This is a genomic window from Streptomyces sp. NPDC050145 (genome assembly GCF_044460245.1).
In the GTDB taxonomy this organism is placed as follows: Bacteria; Actinomycetota; Actinomycetes; order Streptomycetales; family Streptomycetaceae; genus Streptomyces.
The window spans coordinates 23,568-38,605 of sequence record NZ_JBITJS010000029.1; the positions used below are offsets into that span (position 1 = coordinate 23,568).

Consider the following 15,038-nt stretch of genomic DNA (forward strand, 5'->3'; position numbering starts at 1 on the left):
AGGCCGCCCTGTCAGCCGCGGCCGGAACACGAGAGGGAGAAAGCTCCATGAACATCGATGATCTCCGTAGGATCCTCGTCGAGTGCGCGGGTGATGACGGGACCGGGAGCCTTGACGGCGACATTCTCGACACGCCCTTCGCCGATCTCGGCTACGACTCGCTGGCTCTGATGGAGACCGCGAGCCGTATCAAGCAGGAGTTCGGCGTGGTCATCCTCGACGAGGACATCGCCACGGTGGAGACGCCGCGGGTCCTGCTGAGGATCGTCTCGGACCTCGCGAGCTCGCAGGCCGCAGCCGCATGACCGGCCGGCGCCACACGGTCATCACGGGCATCGGTGTCCTCGCGCCCGGCGGCAACGGCACGAAGGCGTTCTGGGACCTGATGACGGCCGGCCGCACCGCGACCCGCCGTATCGCCGCGTTCGATCCGTCCGAGTTCCGCTCCCAGGTCGCGGGCGAGGTCGACTTCGACGCGGAGGCCCAGGGGCTGGGGCACCGCGAGGTGCGCCGCCTGGACCGGGCATCGCAGTTCGCCGTCGTCACGGCGCGTGAGGCGCTGGAGGACAGCGGCCTGGACCTGGACGCGGTCGACCCGTCGCGTACGGGTGTGAGCATCGGTACGGCGATCGGTGCGGCCACCAGTCTGGAGCGGGAGTACCTGGTGCTCTCCGACTCGGGCAAGGACTGGCTGGTCGACCACCGGTACGCCTCACCGCATCTGTTCGACTACTTCACCCCGGCCACGATCGCCACCGAGGTCGGCTGGGACATGCGCGCCGAGGGACCGGTCAACACCGTGTCCACGGGCTGCACTTCGGGGATCGACGCGGTGGGCAACGCCCACCAGCTGATCTCCGAGGGCAGTGCGGACATCGTCTTCGCCGGGGCGACGGAGGCGGCGATCACCCCGCTCGCGATCGCCTGCTTCGACGCGATCAAGGCGACGACGCCGCGCAACGACGACCCGGAGACCGCGGCCCGCCCCTTCGACCGGACCCGCAACGGCTTCGTCATCGCCGAGGGCGCCGCCATGTTCGTCCTGGAGGAGTACGAGCACGCCAAGCGGCGCGGGGCGAAGATCTACGGCGAGATCGCCGGCTACGCCAACCGCTGCAACGGCTATCACATGACGGGGCTGAGCCCGCACGGCCGGGAGATGGCCACGGCGATCACCTCGGCGATGGACGAGGGCGGCATCGACAAGGACGGCCTCGACTACATCAACGCGCACGGCTCGGGCACCAAGCAGAACGACCTGCACGAGACGGGCGCCTTCAAGCGCGCGCTCGGCGAGCACGCCTACGGCACTCCGGTCAGCTCGATCAAGTCGATGATCGGTCACTCGCTGGGGGCCATCGGCTCGATCGAGATCGCCGCGTGCGCCCTGGCCATCGAGCACGGGGTGATTCCCCCGACGGCCAACCTGCACGAGAAGGACCCGGAGTGCGACCTCGACTACGTGCCGCTGACGGCGCGTGAGGCGCGGGTCGACACCGCCTTGACGGTCGGCAGCGGCTTCGGCGGGTTCCAGAGCGCGATGGTGCTGCGCAAGTGGCGAGGAGCGAAGCGATGACCGTGGTGTTCACCGGACTCGGTGCGATGGCCCCCAACGGCCAGTCCACCGAGGAGTTCTGGACGGCGACGCTGGAGCAGCGCAGCGGGATCGCGCCGCTGGAGCGTTTCGACGCCTCGCAGTACCCGTCGCGGCTCGCGGGCCAGATACGCGACTTCAAGGCCGAGCAGTTGCTGCCCGGCCGGCTGCTGCCGCAGACGGACCGGGTGACCCGGCTGGCTCTGGTGGCGGCCGAGGCGGCGATCGAGGACTCGGGGGCCGACCTCGAGTCACTGTCCGACCTCGACATGGGTGTGATCTCGTCGAACGCGCACGGCGGTTTCGAGTTCACCCACAAGGAGATCCAGAAGCTCTGGTCCAAGGGGCCAGAGGCGGTCAGCGTGTACGAGTCGTTCGCCTGGTTCTGTGCGGCGAACACCGGTCAGATCTCCATCCGTCACGGCATGCGCGGTTCGGGCAGTGTGCTCGTCGCCGACCAGTCGGGCGGCCTGGACGCGCTCGCGCTCGCCCGGCGCACCATCCGCCGCGGCACCCCGTTCACGATCGCGGGTGGCGTCGAGTCCTCGTACGACCCGTGGGGCTGGGTGTCGCATCTGGCCACCGGGCGGATCAGCGAGGCCGAGGACGCGGGGCGTGCCTATCTGCCCTTCGACGCGGCCGCGAGCGGGTACGTGCCGGGCGAGGGCGGCGCGTACCTGGTGATGGAGGACGCGGAGGCGGCTCGCGGGCGTGGCGCCACGGTGTACGGCGAGTTGGCGGGTCATGCGGCGACGTTCGACCCGCGCCCCGGTTCGGGGCGTCCGCCGGCCCTGGCGGCGGCGATCCGCGGTGCCCTCAAGGACGCGGGCGTCGAGGCCGGGGACGTCGACGTGGTGTTCGCCGACGCGAGCGGCGTGCCGGAGCTGGACCGCGTCGAGGCCGACGCGCTCGCCGCGGTCTTCGGCCCGCGCGGGGTGCCGGTGACGGCACCCAAGACGCTGACCGGCCGGCTGTACGCGGGTGGGGCGCCTCTCGATGTCGTCGCCGCCCTGTTGTCGCTGCGCGACGGGGTGATCCCCGCGACGGCGCACGTCACCGACGTTCCCGAGGAGTACGCGTTGGACCTCGTGACGGGGCAGGCGCGCCGCGCGGAGCTGCGTACGGCGCTGGTGGTCGCCCGTGGCAACGGGGGCTACAACTCGGCGATGGTGGTGCGCTCATGAGGATCCTGTTCGCCTCGGCTCCCGGCTACGGTCTGATGCTGCCGATCGTGCCGCTGGTGTGGGCGGCCCGCGCCGCGGGTCACGAGATCCTCGTCGCCACCACCGCCTACATGACGAAGGTGGGCCCCGGGTGGGGGCTGCCGATCGCGGATGTCTTCCCGCATCGTGATGTGGGCGGGGACCTGATGCTGGCCTCCTCCGGGCAGGCCCCGGAGCCCGGTACGCCCGAGTACGACGACCCGCGTCTGCCCGAGGGCTACTGGGACCTGGCCAGGCAGGTGAAGCCGTTCGAGCTGTTCACGCTCGTCTCCACCGAGGGCACGATCGCCGCGGGCCGCGACTTCGGCGCCGATCTGATCGTGTACACCACGGACCATCAGGCGGGCCGGATGGCGGCCGTCGCGCTCGGGATTCCGGCCCTGGAGGTCGGCAACCGGGTCTCCTGGTCGACGCGTGACCCGGAGTTCAACGAGGCGACCGACCACAACGACCGTACCGGTGTCATCCCCGACGACTCCCCGGTGGTGCTGGGCCTGCGCGAGCGGCTCGGCATCGGTGACCGGGAGCCGGAGCTGATCGCCCGCGTCGATCCGCGGGCGCCCAGCATGGGTGGCCTGACGGCCGACGAGGCCGGTCCGGGCGACGGTGTGCCGTGGTGGCCGATGCGTTACGTCCCCTTCAACGGCGGTGTGACGCTGCCGGAGTGGGCGCTGGTGACTCCGGAGCGGCCGCGGATCTGTCTCACTCTGGGCACGGTCGTCCCGCTGCTCTCGGACGGGGGCACGCTGGGTTCGCTGCTGCGGTGGCTGGGTGAGCTGGATGTCGAGGTGGTCCTCGCGGACCACTCGACGGACCTGTCCAAGCTGGGCCCGCTGCCGGACAACGTGCGGGTCGCGGGCTTCCTGCCGCTGTCCACCTTCCTGGACACGTGCTCGCTGGTGATCCATCACGGCGGCTCGGGGACGGCGGCGGCGGCCCTGCACTACGCGGTGCCGCAGCTGGTGCTGCCCGGCGGTTCCGACAACCCGCTGATCGCGCGGAAGGTGGTGGACCGGAAGGTCGGGCTGTCCCTGGACCCGGCCGAGGCCGACGCACCGCGCCTGTGCGAACTCGTCGGCCGGCTCCTGGCGGAGCGCTCGTTCGCCGACGCGGCGGCCGAGGTCAGCGCGGAGATGGCGACGCAGCCGAGTCCGGCACAGGTTCTCGACCGCGCCGTGCGGTCCGTACACCCCACTTCATGACGTCCGCCAAGTCTTCCCAGCCTTCCCAGCCTCCCCAGCCTTCCGAGTCTTCCGATTTCCGATCAGGAGTTTCCGTGACCACGACGACCCTGGCGACCGACCGGTCGCGCAGCATCAGCGAGCTCTACGCAGAGGTCCAGCAGTTCTACGCCGGGCAGGTGCGCTTCCTGGACGCCATGCAGGCCGACGCGTTCGCCGACTCGTTCACCGAGGACGGCGTGTTCGACCACCGGCCGGGTGCCGACCCGCTGGTCGGCCGTGCGGCGATCTCCGCGGCGATCCGCGCCTACCAGGAGACCAAGCACGCGGCCGATCCGGTGCAGCGCCGCCACTGGTTCAACATGGTGCAGGTCTTCCCGCAGGACGACGGCTCGATCCGTACCGAGTACTACGCCGTGGTCTACCAGACCCGGCCGAACGTCTCGGAGCCGATGGTCGGCCCGAGTTGCTTCGTGACGGACGTTCTGGCGTTCGAGGACGGCGAACTGCGTACCAAGTTCCGCAAGGTCAGCCCGGACTACGAGGTCTGACGCGCCCGCAGGGTGCTGCGGACGTACGGACGAGACGGAGAAACGGAGAAGGGGGCGGCCCGCCGAGCGGGCCGCCCCCTCCTGCGTTCTCGCGCCGTCGCCCTGCGGGTCAGGCGAGGCAGCAGGGCGGCCCGCCGTGGTAGGCGATCATCTCGCCGAGGGCCGTCTCCATGACCGGCATGGGCAGCGGGTCCTCGGGGCCGGCGCCATCCAGCTCGGCGTAGGCGCGGTGCAGGTTGGGCACCAGCCGCTCGTTGTCCAGGAGTCCGGCGTACGGGCCGGGGCCGGACTCGGCGGCGGCCTGAGCGGGGGTGAGGCCCGCCGCGTGCCCCTCGGCGGCCACCCGCTGGACGTGCCGCAGGTACCCCTCGACGACGTCGAAGACCTCGGGCCCCGAGACGGCGCCGTGGCCCGGCACGACGGTCGTGGCCCCGAACGCGCGCAGCCGGTCCAGGGCGGCCAGCGACCCGGCGATCGAGCCCATCAGGCAGAACGGCGTCACCCCGTTCATGACGAGGTCGCCGGTGAACAGGACCTTCTGCTCGGGCAGCCACACGACCGTGTCGTTGGAGGTGTGCGCGGGTCCGACGTGTTCCAGTTCGGCCCGGACGGAACCGATGTGGAGGGTGAGGCCGTCGCGGTAGGTCAGGGCGGGCGGGGCCAGCTCGATGCCGCCCCAGTCGACGTCCGGCCACAGTCCGGTCAGGTGCAGTCCGGCCGCGACCATCTCGGTGCGGGTCCGCTCGTGGCCGATGACGAGCGCTTCGGGGAACAGGTAGTTGCCGAAGGCGTGGTCGCCGTGGAAGTGGGTGGTGACGACGGCGCGGGGCGCGGCCGGGTTCAGGGCGAGGGCGCTCGCGCGCAGGTGCCGGGCCCGGGCCTCGGTGGCGGCGGTGTCGACGAGCGCGCTCTCGCCGTCGGAGACGATGATGCCCGCGTTGTTGAGGCACCAGCCGCCGGGCGGTTGCAGGTAGGCGTGGACGCCGTCGGCCACCTCGACGACCTCGGCGAAGGGTGCGGGCACCCGGGACGTCCCGGGTTCCGCGGTGCGGGCTGCGGTGATGCTGGGCGGCACGGCCGGTCTCCTCACATGGCTTGCGTCAGTGCCCCGAGTCTTCTGCGCCGTCCTCGCAGCGTGGTCGAGGGCGCCGCGAGCCTTCTCCAGCCGACCTTGAGTTCGTCGCTACCGGCCGGGCGGAGCGTGGGGCGAGGTGCCGGCCTCTCCGGGCGCCCTGGAGCGTAAGGAGCAAGGATGTCCGACCAGTTCCCGCGAGAGTCCGGGGTGGCTGCCGCGGCGCCCGCGGTGGCCGCGCTCGCCGCCGGCGTGGCCGAGCGCGCCGAGGAGGAACGCCGCATCGACGCCGAGGTGCTGCGGGCCGTGGTCGACGCCGGCTTCGCCCGGCACTTCGTGCCGGCCGCGCACGGTGGCACGGAGTCCACGTACGGCGAGCTGGCCCGTGCCGTGCCCGTGCTGGGCGCACGGTGCCCGGCGACCGCGTGGAGCGCGGCGATCGTGGCGAGCCTGTCGCGGATGGCGGCCTATCTCCCGGAGGCGGGCCGCAAGGAGGTCTGGCGCGAGGGCCCCGACACGGTGATCGTGGGTTCCGTCTCGCCGGTGGGCAAGGCCCGTGCCGCGTCGGGCGGATGGCGGGTCTCCGGTACGTGGCCGTACGTCAGTGTCGTCGACCACTCCGACTGGGCGCTGCTGCTCGCCCTGGTGGCGACGGGCGAGGGGCGGCCGGAGCCGCGGCTGTTCGCGCTGCCCCGCTCCGCGTACCGGATCGAGCACACGTGGTCCGACATCGGTATGCGTGCCACCGGCAGCAACACTCTGATCGTGGACGACGTGCTGGTGCCGGACGAGCTGTGCTTCGCCGCGCAGGATCTGCTGACGGGCCGGGCTCCGGAGGGTTCGGCCGGTTGTCACTCCGTTCCGCTGCCGGCCGTCAACGGTCTCTTCTTCACTCTGCCCATGCTGGGCGCCGCCGAGGGCGCGCTCGCGTACTGGACGGAGTACGCCGCTCCGAAGCTGCGCAGCGGCTCGCACGTTCCGGGGCCGGGGCCCGGTCGGGGTTTCTACGAGGAGACGCTGGCGCGCTGTTCGGGGGAGATCGACGCCGCCCGGCTGCTGTTGGAGCGGGTCGCCGCGACCGCCGACCGTGATCCGGCCCCCACGCCGCTGGAGACGGTCCGCGGCCAGCGTGACTGTGCGCTGGCCGCGGATCTGCTGACGGGTGTCGTGGACCGGTTGTTCCGGGCGTCGGGGACGAGCGGGCACCGTGTCGACAGTCCGCTGCAGCGGCTGTGGCGGGACGTGCACTCGGCGGCCGGGCACGTGGTGCTCCAGTTCGCCCCCGCGGCCGCCGCGTACGCGTCCCGCGTGGCCGGGACGGTCTGAAGCGGCCTGCCTGTCAGCGGACCAGTGTGCCGCCGCCGTCCACCATGAGGATGTTGCCGGTGGTGTAGGTGGCGCGGATCATCGACAGGACCGCCTCCGCCACGTCCTCCGGTTGGCCGACGCGGTGCAGTGGGGCGACCTCCGCGACCTTCTGGGCGATGGCGGCGAAGAAGTCGCTGCCCTTCGTCCAGCCCGTCTCGACCAGGCCCGGTGCCACGGCGTTGACCCGGACCTCGGGGCCGACGGCGACGGCGAGCAGGCGGGTCATGTGTTCCAGGGCCGCCTTGCTCACCGCGTAGGGGATCGAGCTGCCCGTGGGACGGCTGCCGGCGACGGAGGAGACGTTCACGACGACGCCCTCTCCGCTCTCCTTCAGCGCGGGCATGGCGGCCACCGTGGTCTGCCAGGTGCCGAAGACGTTCAGGCCGAAGATCTCCTGCCACACCTCGGGGGTCGCGGCCGCGAGGTCGCCGTGCGGGATGGCCCGGGTGACACCGGCGTTGTTGACGAGGATGTCGAGTCGTCCGTAGTGCTCGACGGCCGCGGCGACCAGCTGCCGGGACTGCTCCGGATCGGTCACGTCCGCCTGGACGTAGAGGGCGTCGGGCAGGGAGGCCGCGACTTTCTCGCCGGCTTCCGTGGAGCGTGCCGAGTTGACGACGACGCTGATGCCCTCGGCGGCCAGTCGCCGGGCCACGGCCTCACCGATGCCGGCCGACGAGCCGGTGACGAGGGCGACGCGTTTGCTGCTCATGGCTTTCTTCCTCTTCCCTCTTCCGGATCAGTAGTTGCCCAGGCCGCCGCAGACGTTCAGCGCCTGCGCGGTGACCGCTGCCGCGTCGTCGCCCACGAGGTACTCGACCATCGCGGCGACCTCGCGCACGGTCACGTACCGTCCGTTGGGCACCCGGGTGGTGATCCGGTCGAATGCCTCCTCCTGCGTGATGCCCCACGCGTCCGCGTAGCCCTCGCGGACGCGTTGTGCCATGGGCGTCTCGACGAAGCCGGGGCAGACGGCGTTGACGGTGATGCCCGTGCGGGCGAGCTCCAGGCCGAGGGCCTTGGAGAAGCCGACGACGCCGTGCTTGGAGGCCGAGTACGGGGCGGCGAGGACCACGCCCTGCTTGCCGCCGGTGGAGGCGATGTTGATGATCCGGCCGTGGCCGGCCTCCTCCATGCCTCCCGCCGTCAGCACCTCCTTGGTGACGCGGAAGACGCTGGTCAGGTTGGTCTCGATGACGTCGGCCCACAGCTCGTCGGTGATCTTGACGGTGGGTCCGCCGCCGCTGCGGCCGGCGTTGTTGACCAGGATGCGGATCGGTCCGTGCTGCTCGACGACGGTGCGCACGAGCTCGCGGATCTGGTCGTGGTCGCGGACGTCGCAGACCGATCCGGTGACCGGCAGGCCCTCCTCCACGAGCTCCTTGACGGTGGAGGCGACCGTTTCCGTGGAGCGGCCGCACAGGTGCACGGGGGTGCCGGCGGAGGCGAGGCGCCGCACGATCTCGAGGCCTATGCCGCTGGTGCCGCCCGTCACCAGGGCTGCCCGCTGGTCCTTGGTGGTCTCGCTCATGCCCGCTCCTCAGCGCTGTGGGTCGTGAACCGGCGCACCAGGGGCACGGCGGTCGAGTGGTAGGGGGTCGTGGAGGTCGGCGTCCGCGGGCCGAAGTTCGACACGTAGAGCCGGTCGCCGGAGACGGCCACCGCGGACGGCCAGTCGAAGTCCGCGTCCGTGATCCGGGTGAGCTCGGCCGCGCGGGTGCCCTCGGAGTTCAGCTGCAGCACTCCGATCCCGTCGGACTGGGCGACGTACAGCCGGGTGCCGTCGAGGCGGATGCCGTTGGCCGACGGGATGGTCGCGCCGCCCATGGGGATGCGCTGTGCGACGCCGGTGGCCGGGGTGACGCGCATGAGGCCGCCGCCGTCGAGGACGTGGGCCAGGAGCAGCCCGCGGCCGTCCGGGGTCGGCGAGATGCCGAGGGTGGTCACCTCGCCCTCGCCGCCCTGCACCCAGTCGCCGCTCAGAGGCACCGTCACCACCTGGTCGGCGGTGGGCAGTTCGCCTGTCGGTCCGAGCGGCAGCTTGTACAGGACGGGGTGGAAGGCGTCGGTGAACCACGCGGCGCCGGCCGTCAGGGCGACGTCGGCGATCGTCGCGCCCGGCAGCGTCATCTGATACGTCGCCAGCGTCTGGCCGGTGGTCACGTCGAGGACGCGGATCTGGCCGCCGTAGGCACCGCTGACGAACAGCCGTCCGTGGCAGTCGAGCCGGATTCCGGCCGCGGCGTGCCCTTCGCCCAGGTCGGGGGAGATGTACCTGCCCTGGCCGGTGGCCAGGTCCACCCGGTACACGTCGCCGCCGAACAGTGATCCGTAGTAGGCGTACGGGGTGCGGCCGTCGGTGGCGACACCGCCCGGGTGGAATCCGGTCGGCAGCTCGATCCTCGTCGGCCAGTCCGCGTCCAGCGGGCGGGCCGCCGCCCATGCGCCCGCCGGTGTCGCGGCGAGCACCGCGGCGCCGCCCGCCGCGGCACCGAGCCCCAGCCCCAGCAGGCGGCGCCGGGACAGTGTGTTCTGCATGGTGGATGCCTCCCGTTCCGGTTCCGGCCGTCCGGTGTCTCCGGCAGCCCTGTTTCCGGTCGTCTCCGGTGGGCGACTGTGCCATCGAGGGGGCACGCTCCGGCGGATCGTGGACGGACGTTCGACGGAGGGTCCACGGCGTCCCTACCGGGTTTCGAGCGGGGTTCCACGGGCCTGCGCCGCCGCTCCAGGAACGCTCGAGGACGGCTCGAGCGCGGGACGGGAATCATTGACCGGCGGGGGTGCGGCCGCTGATCGTCGAGTCCGACCCGTGGGGTCGGCAGGGCGCCGCCGATGCGTGGACCTGTCGGAAAGAACTGAGGAGCGTGCATATCCATGGCCGACGAGCTGGAAGCCTTCGTCGCTGACTGGAACAAGCCCGTCGTCGAGGAGTTTCGGGCGAACGGCGGAAAGGTCGGGGGCCCCTTCGAGGGAGGCACCCTCGCTCTGCTGACCACGGCCGGCGCCAAGAGCGGCCTGCCGCGCACCAGCCCGGTCGGATACCTGGAGATCGACGGCAAGGGTGTCGTCATCGCCTCCGCCGGCGGCGGCCCGAAGAACCCCGCCTGGTACCACAACCTCAGCGCCAACCCGCTCCTGACGGTCGAGGTCGGTACCGAGAAGTACCAGGCCAGGGCGACGGTCCTGGAGGGCGCGGAGCGCGAGAGCGTCTTCGCCAAGGCCTGTGAGCTGTCCCCCGGTTACGCGGACTACCAGAAGAACACCGACCGGGTCCTCCCGGTCGTCGTCCTGGAGCCCGAGTTCTACGACGACGGCCGCCGGGCCCGGGGGCTCGGCCAGGAACTGACCGAGATCCACGACTGGCTGCGCGGTGAGCTCGCCGGGCTCCGTCAGCAGGTCGCTGACTTCGCCGCGGGCAGGACGGACGCCGTGACGCCGGGCGACGTGCCCGTGCTCCAGCAGCTGCGCGACAACTGCCTGAGCTTCTGCAAAGCGCTGGAGGTTCACCACGGCGGCGAGGACCAGGGCGCGTTCCCGGTCCTGGAGTCCACCTTCCCGGGCCTGGCGCCGACGCTGGCCAAGCTCCGCGAGGAGCACAAGGTCGTCTCGCGGCTGCGGACCGAGATCGCCGAGCTGGTGACGGAGCTGGAGCCGGGCGACCCGAAGGGTGCGCAGGCCAAGCTGGACGCGTTGATCGAGGAGCTGGAGCGTCACTTCGCGTACGAGGAGGCCGCCGTGGTGACGGCGCTCGACGCGCTGGCGTTCGCCCCGGCCAGTCGCGGCTGAGGCGTCGGCATGCGGATGCTCTTCCTCGCCGGGGGCAGCCCGGCCACGGTGTTCGCCCTCGTCCCGTTGGCGACGGCGGCGCGCAACGGCGGGCACGAGGTCCTGGTGGCCGCGACGGCGGACATGGTGGGGGTGATCACGGCGGCGGGGCTCCCGGCCGCGTCCGTGACGCCGCTGGCGATGCGGGACTTCATGCTCGCGGGCCGCGACGGTTCACCGTTGTCGCTGCCCGAGGAGCCCGGGGAGCGGATGCGGTTCGGCGGGCGCGGGTTCGGCCGGCTGGCCGCGGGGAGCCTTCCGGCGCTGCGTGAGCTGGGCCGGGCCTGGCGCCCCGACGTGGTCGTCGGCGGTGCGCTGGCCTTCGGTGCGGCGCTGCTCGCCGCCGAGTTGAAGATCCCCTGTGTCCGGCAGGCCTGGGACATGGGCGAGCCGCTCGCGATGGAGCTCGGGGCCGCCGACGAACTGGCGCCGGAGCTCGCGGAGTTCGGCCTGGAGGGGCTGCCCGCGGCCGACCTGTGGATCGACATCTGTCCGCCGTCCGTCGCGGATCCCGCGGCCCCGGCCGGGCTGAGCATGCGGTTCGTGCCGTGCGGGCTGCAGCGGGAGCTGGAGCCGTGGATGTACACGCGGGGCGAGCGGCGCCGCGTGTGTGTCACGGCGGGCAGCCGGGTCAGCAAGGAGTACGAGTTCGACCACCTGGACGCGCTGGTCGGCCAGGTCCGCGGCCCGGACGTCGAGGTCCTCGTCGCCGCCCCCGAGGAGGCGGCGGCCGCTCTGCGTGAGCGGCATCCGGGTGTACGGGCGGGCTGGCTGCCGCTCGACACGGTGCTGCACACCTGCGACCTGCTGCTGCACGCCGGTGGCGGGCAGACGGCGCTCACCGCGGTGCGGGCGGGCGTGCCGCAGATGGTCGTCCCCAACATGCCGAAGCTGTGGGGTCCCAACCGGCGCCTCGCGGACTACGGCGCGGCCCGCCTGCCGGCGGCCGGCGAGGACGGGCCCGAGGATGTCGCCCGCGCCTGCCGGGAGATGCTCGCCACCCCGTCGTACGCGGAGCGGGCCACGGAACTCGCGGCGGAACTCGGCGCGTTGCCGGGCCCGGCCGAGGTCCTTCCCGCCCTGGAGGCGCTCGCGCGCGGCTGATCAGCCGGGTGCGGCGGGTGACGGGCGGTCCGTGACGGCGGTCCGTGACGTGCGGTCCGTCTCCGGCGGTCTGTCACGGGTGGTCTGTCACGGGCGGTGCTTCACGGGTGGTCGTTACGTTCGGTGTTTCACAGGCGGTCCGTGACGGGCTGTCCGTCATGGATGGTGCTTCACAGGCCGTCCGTCACGGGCCGCCCGTCACAGGCGGGTCATCACGGGCCGTCCAACGCGGGCGGTTCGTCACGAGCGGTGCTTCACGGGCCGTCCGTCACGGGCCGCCCGTCACAGGCGGGTCATCACGGGCCGTCCAACGCGGGCGGTTCGTCACGAGCGGTGCTTCACAGGCGGGCCGCCACAAGCCATCCATCACGGGCCGTCCATCACAGGCGGGTCATCACGGGCCGTCCAACGCGGGCGGTTCGTCACGAGCGGTGCTTCACAGGCGGGCCGCCACAAGCCATCCATCACGGGCCGTCCATCACAGGCGGGTCATCACGGGCCGTCCAACGCGGGCGGTTCGTCACAGGCCGTCCATCACGGGCCGTCCATCACAGGCGGGCCGTCACAGGCCCTCCGTCACAGGCCGTCCGTCGCAGGCGGGCCGCCACAAGCGGGCCGCCACAAGCGGGCCGCCACAAGCGATCCATTACGGGCGGGTCATCATCGGCCGTCCAACGCGGGCGGTTCGTCACAGGCGGTGCTTCACAAGCCGTCCATCACAGGCGATCCATCACGGGCCGTCCGTCACGGGCGGTGCTGCGCGGTCAGGGTCTCCAGTACGGAGACGAACTCGGCCGGGCCCGGGGCCTGGTTGATCTCCGCCCGCAGGGCCTGGGCGCCCGCGCGGAACTCCGGCTCTTCGAGCAGCCGCCTGATCTGCTTGGTCAGCAGCCCGGTGTCGAGATCCTCGGCCTCGACGACGACTCCGGCGCCCCGGTCCTCCATGAAGCGGGCCGTGATCGCCTCGCCCCACAGGGACATCGGCACGATCAGCTGCGGCACGGCCGCCGCCGCCGCCGCCGCGAACGTGCCGCCGCCGCCGTGGTGGATGACCGCCGAGCAGCTCGGCAGCACCTGCGCCAGGGGCACGTACTCGGTCAGCCGTACGTTGTCGGGGACCGACGTGACGGTGTCCAGCATCGCCTTGTGCAGGGTGGCGACGACCTCGACGTCCAGTTCGGCGAGCGCGTCCACGACCTCCGGGAAGGAGGTCCCGGCCGCGTCGAAGAGCTGGCGGCCGCGGCCGCCCATGCCCAGCGTGAGCAGGACACGCGGCTTCTCCGGCTGCTGGTGCACCCATGCCGGGGCCACCGTGTTGCCGTTGTACGACACGCGGCGGATCGGCGCGTAGTGCGGGGCCAGGGGCAGTTGCAGGGCCCGCGGCATCGTGTCGACGGTGAACTGGCCGAGCAGCAGGTCCTCGGAGTACTCCAGCCCGTAGCGCTCCAGCATCGGCGCCATGAGGGCGTCCACCGGGTCGGGGGTGCCCGCCTGGCCGGCGCCGGCCTCCAGGGACTTGGCGCGCAGCCAGGCGATGTTGTCCTGGCCCCACAGGAAGCGGGCGTGGGCCGCCCCGGTGACGCGTGCGGCGACGCCGGCCGCCACGCAGAACGGGTCCCACACGACGAGGTCGGGCTGCCATCCGCGGCAGAACTCCACGAGGTCGTCCAGCATCGGGGTGAAGGTGCCCAGCATCCCGCACAGTCCCTGCCACTGGCGTTCCCACTGCGGGGCGTTGTCGGTGTCCAGGAACAGGGCGTCGCTCAGCTGGGAGAGCATCTCGAAGTTGTCGTTCCACTTCGCCGCGTCGGCGAGCGTCTCGCGGGAACCGAGCGGCACCGCGGGCAGCCCCGCCTCGGTGACCAGGTGCACGGTGTCGGGGTGGATGGCCACCCGGACCTCGTGGCCCGCGTTCTGCAGCGCCCAGGCGAGCGGAACGAGCGGATGGACGTGTGCCGTGGCCGGGAATGCGGTGAACAAGATGCGCATGACAGCGACTCCAGTCGTTCTGGGAGGTTCCGAGCCTGGTCGGGGTGGCTCGATCCCGGGTCGAGCAGGGATCGAGACCCCTGCACGACATTGCGGAGGACGACTGCCCCGAACCGTCTGGAGACCTGGATGACCGGCACCGGCAACCGCCTGGCGGAGCTCACCACCACGACCACGGCTCCGGCGGGACGGGCCTACGGGCTCGTCACGGACGTGACCCGCTGGCCCCTGTTGTTCGCTCCGTGCCTGCACGTCGACCTGCTGGACGGCGGTCCGGACGGCGACCGCTTCCGCATGTGGGTCCTCTCGGGCGACAGCGTGCGCGCGTGGACCTCGGTCCGGCGGGCCGACGACGCCGCTCTGCGGGTCTCCTTCCGGCAGGAGCAGCCGGCGCCGCCGCTGTCCGCGGCCGCCGGCACCTGGCATTTCGAGGCCTCCGGCGGCGAGGAGCCCACGCGGATCACGCTCACCAACGCCTATGCGCTGACCGATCCGGCGGACACCCGGACCGAGGCCTTCCTCGCGCAGGCCCTGGAGCGGCACAACTCCGAGGAGGTGGCGGCGGTGCGGTACTGGGCCGAGCGTCCCGAGGACCTCGGTGACCTGCTGTTCTCCTTCACCGACGAGGTGGAGATCGACGGTCCGGCGGAAGCCGTCCACGCGTTCCTGCACCGGGCCGACCTCTGGCCGGAGCGCCTGCCGCACGTCACCCGGCTCGACCTCGAGACGGCCCCGGCGACCGGGCCGGGCACGGACGGCGAGGACGTGGAGCGGCAGACGCTGGAGATGGACACGCTCTCCCCGGACGGCTCCGTGCACACCTCCCGCTCGGTGCGGCTGTGCTTCGCCGGTGAGCGCATCGTGTTCCAGCAGACCTCCGTGCCGCGCCCGCTGCGCGCCCACGGCGGCGTGTGGACCGTCGTCCCCGACGGGCAGCGCACCCGCGTCTCGATCCGTCACGACGTGGCGCTGGACCCCGAGGCCGTCGAGTCGGTCCTCGGCGCGGGGACCACCCCCGCCCAGGCTCGCGCGACCGTCCAGGAGCTGCTGCGCCGCAACAGCCTGCAGACTTTGGAGCGCGCCGGTGCGTACGCCGCCGAGCGGGCCGCCGCGTAGCTCCGCGGCAGCCGC

14 protein-coding genes are annotated in these 15,038 nt (G+C 72.3%); 9 read left to right on the forward strand and 5 right to left on the reverse strand.

The genetic code is table 11. The features are described 5' to 3' along the window. Positions 1-47 precede the first annotated feature (47 nt). The 5 genes from ACIBTU_RS37350 to ACIBTU_RS37370 all read left to right on the forward strand — a co-directional run bounded on the left by ACIBTU_RS37350 (position 48) and on the right by ACIBTU_RS37370 (position 4,549). On the forward strand, positions 48-305 hold the full coding sequence (locus ACIBTU_RS37350) for an acyl carrier protein (protein ID WP_399131192.1): 258 nt from the start codon (positions 48-50) through the stop codon (positions 303-305). Further along, positions 302-1,576: a beta-ketoacyl-[acyl-carrier-protein] synthase family protein gene (locus tag ACIBTU_RS37355; RefSeq protein WP_399131193.1), complete on the forward strand. Its 1,275-nt coding sequence runs from the start codon at positions 302-304 to the stop codon at positions 1,574-1,576. Before ACIBTU_RS37350 ends, ACIBTU_RS37355 begins: the two co-directional genes overlap by 4 nt. Continuing rightward, entirely contained in the window at positions 1,573-2,778 is a 1,206-nt protein-coding gene (locus ACIBTU_RS37360; protein WP_399131194.1) for a ketosynthase chain-length factor, read from the forward strand. Before ACIBTU_RS37355 ends, ACIBTU_RS37360 begins: the two co-directional genes overlap by 4 nt. Beyond that, complete coding sequence (locus ACIBTU_RS37365) at positions 2,775-4,019, forward strand: glycosyltransferase (RefSeq protein ID WP_399131195.1); 1,245 nt, start codon at positions 2,775-2,777, stop codon at positions 4,017-4,019. The genes ACIBTU_RS37360 and ACIBTU_RS37365 overlap by 4 nt, the downstream gene beginning before the upstream one ends. Positions 4,020-4,093: 74 nt before the next feature. Continuing rightward, complete coding sequence (locus ACIBTU_RS37370; protein ID WP_399131196.1) at positions 4,094-4,549, forward strand: nuclear transport factor 2 family protein; 456 nt, start codon at positions 4,094-4,096, stop codon at positions 4,547-4,549. 109 nt (positions 4,550-4,658) lie between these two features. On the opposite strand, the gene ACIBTU_RS37375 is transcribed toward ACIBTU_RS37370, so the two are convergent. After that, positions 4,659-5,624 (reverse strand): MBL fold metallo-hydrolase, encoded by a 966-nt coding sequence (locus ACIBTU_RS37375; protein ID WP_399131197.1) that lies wholly within the window; start codon positions 5,622-5,624, stop codon positions 4,659-4,661. Between the two features lie 177 nt (positions 5,625-5,801). Between ACIBTU_RS37375 and ACIBTU_RS37380 the strand changes: the two genes are divergently transcribed. Next, positions 5,802-6,947 carry a hydrolase gene (locus ACIBTU_RS37380; RefSeq protein ID WP_399131198.1) on the forward strand — a complete coding sequence of 382 codons (1,146 nt, stop codon included), beginning with the start codon at positions 5,802-5,804 and terminating at the stop codon, positions 6,945-6,947. Between the two features lie 13 nt (positions 6,948-6,960). On the opposite strand, the gene ACIBTU_RS37385 is transcribed toward ACIBTU_RS37380, so the two are convergent. The 3 genes from ACIBTU_RS37385 to ACIBTU_RS37395 are packed head-to-tail and all read right to left on the reverse strand — an operon-like array spanning position 6,961 to position 9,527. Further along, positions 6,961-7,701 carry an SDR family NAD(P)-dependent oxidoreductase gene (locus tag ACIBTU_RS37385; RefSeq protein WP_399131199.1) on the reverse strand — a complete coding sequence of 247 codons (741 nt, stop codon included), beginning with the start codon at positions 7,699-7,701 and terminating at the stop codon, positions 6,961-6,963. A gap of 27 nt (positions 7,702-7,728) precedes the next feature. Next, positions 7,729-8,520: an SDR family NAD(P)-dependent oxidoreductase gene (locus ACIBTU_RS37390; protein WP_399131200.1), complete on the reverse strand. Its 792-nt coding sequence runs from the start codon at positions 8,518-8,520 to the stop codon at positions 7,729-7,731. Further along, positions 8,517-9,527, reverse strand: a complete 1,011-nt coding sequence (locus ACIBTU_RS37395) for a superoxide dismutase (protein ID WP_399131201.1) — start codon at positions 9,525-9,527, stop codon at positions 8,517-8,519. The genes ACIBTU_RS37390 and ACIBTU_RS37395 overlap by 4 nt, the downstream gene beginning before the upstream one ends. A 336-nt stretch (positions 9,528-9,863) precedes the next feature. Here ACIBTU_RS37395 and ACIBTU_RS37400 point away from each other — a divergent pair, with 336 nt between their 5' ends. Further along, positions 9,864-10,775: a nitroreductase/quinone reductase family protein gene (locus ACIBTU_RS37400; RefSeq protein ID WP_399131202.1), complete on the forward strand. Its 912-nt coding sequence runs from the start codon at positions 9,864-9,866 to the stop codon at positions 10,773-10,775. Positions 10,776-10,784: 9 nt separating this feature from the next. Next, complete coding sequence (locus tag ACIBTU_RS37405; protein WP_399131203.1) at positions 10,785-11,918, forward strand: glycosyltransferase; 1,134 nt, start codon at positions 10,785-10,787, stop codon at positions 11,916-11,918. Between the two features lie 744 nt (positions 11,919-12,662). Here ACIBTU_RS37405 and ACIBTU_RS37410 read toward each other — a convergent pair. Then, complete coding sequence (locus tag ACIBTU_RS37410; protein ID WP_399131204.1) at positions 12,663-13,907, reverse strand: nucleotide disphospho-sugar-binding domain-containing protein; 1,245 nt, start codon at positions 13,905-13,907, stop codon at positions 12,663-12,665. Positions 13,908-14,036: 129 nt separating this feature from the next. On the opposite strand from ACIBTU_RS37410, the gene ACIBTU_RS37415 reads away from it, so the two are divergent. Then, the gene (locus tag ACIBTU_RS37415; RefSeq protein WP_399131206.1) at positions 14,037-15,023 is read left to right on the forward strand and encodes an aromatase/cyclase; all 987 of its coding nucleotides are present in this window, start codon (positions 14,037-14,039) and stop codon (positions 15,021-15,023) included. The last annotated feature ends 15 nt before the right edge of the window (positions 15,024-15,038 follow it).

What these genes read in the sequence shown, in the direction of transcription:
- ACIBTU_RS37365 (WP_399131195.1), top strand. Translation starts at nt 2,775, where the DNA reads ATGAGGATCCTGTTCGCCTCGGCTCCCGGCTACGGTCTGATGCTGCCG.
- ACIBTU_RS37350 (WP_399131192.1), top strand. Translation starts at nt 48, where the DNA reads ATGAACATCGATGATCTCCGTAGGATCCTCGTCGAGTGCGCGGGTGAT.
- ACIBTU_RS37360 (WP_399131194.1), top strand. Translation starts at nt 1,573, where the DNA reads ATGACCGTGGTGTTCACCGGACTCGGTGCGATGGCCCCCAACGGCCAG.
- ACIBTU_RS37405 (WP_399131203.1), top strand. Translation starts at nt 10,785, where the DNA reads ATGCGGATGCTCTTCCTCGCCGGGGGCAGCCCGGCCACGGTGTTCGCC.
- ACIBTU_RS37400 (WP_399131202.1), top strand. Translation starts at nt 9,864, where the DNA reads ATGGCCGACGAGCTGGAAGCCTTCGTCGCTGACTGGAACAAGCCCGTC.
- ACIBTU_RS37355 (WP_399131193.1), top strand. Translation starts at nt 302, where the DNA reads ATGACCGGCCGGCGCCACACGGTCATCACGGGCATCGGTGTCCTCGCG.
- ACIBTU_RS37390 (WP_399131200.1), bottom strand. Translation starts at nt 8,520, where the DNA reads ATGAGCGAGACCACCAAGGACCAGCGGGCAGCCCTGGTGACGGGCGGC.
- ACIBTU_RS37385 (WP_399131199.1), bottom strand. Translation starts at nt 7,701, where the DNA reads ATGAGCAGCAAACGCGTCGCCCTCGTCACCGGCTCGTCGGCCGGCATC.
- ACIBTU_RS37395 (WP_399131201.1), bottom strand. Translation starts at nt 9,527, where the DNA reads ATGCAGAACACACTGTCCCGGCGCCGCCTGCTGGGGCTGGGGCTCGGT.
- ACIBTU_RS37415 (WP_399131206.1), top strand. Translation starts at nt 14,037, where the DNA reads ATGACCGGCACCGGCAACCGCCTGGCGGAGCTCACCACCACGACCACG.
- ACIBTU_RS37380 (WP_399131198.1), top strand. Translation starts at nt 5,802, where the DNA reads ATGTCCGACCAGTTCCCGCGAGAGTCCGGGGTGGCTGCCGCGGCGCCC.
- ACIBTU_RS37410 (WP_399131204.1), bottom strand. Translation starts at nt 13,907, where the DNA reads ATGCGCATCTTGTTCACCGCATTCCCGGCCACGGCACACGTCCATCCG.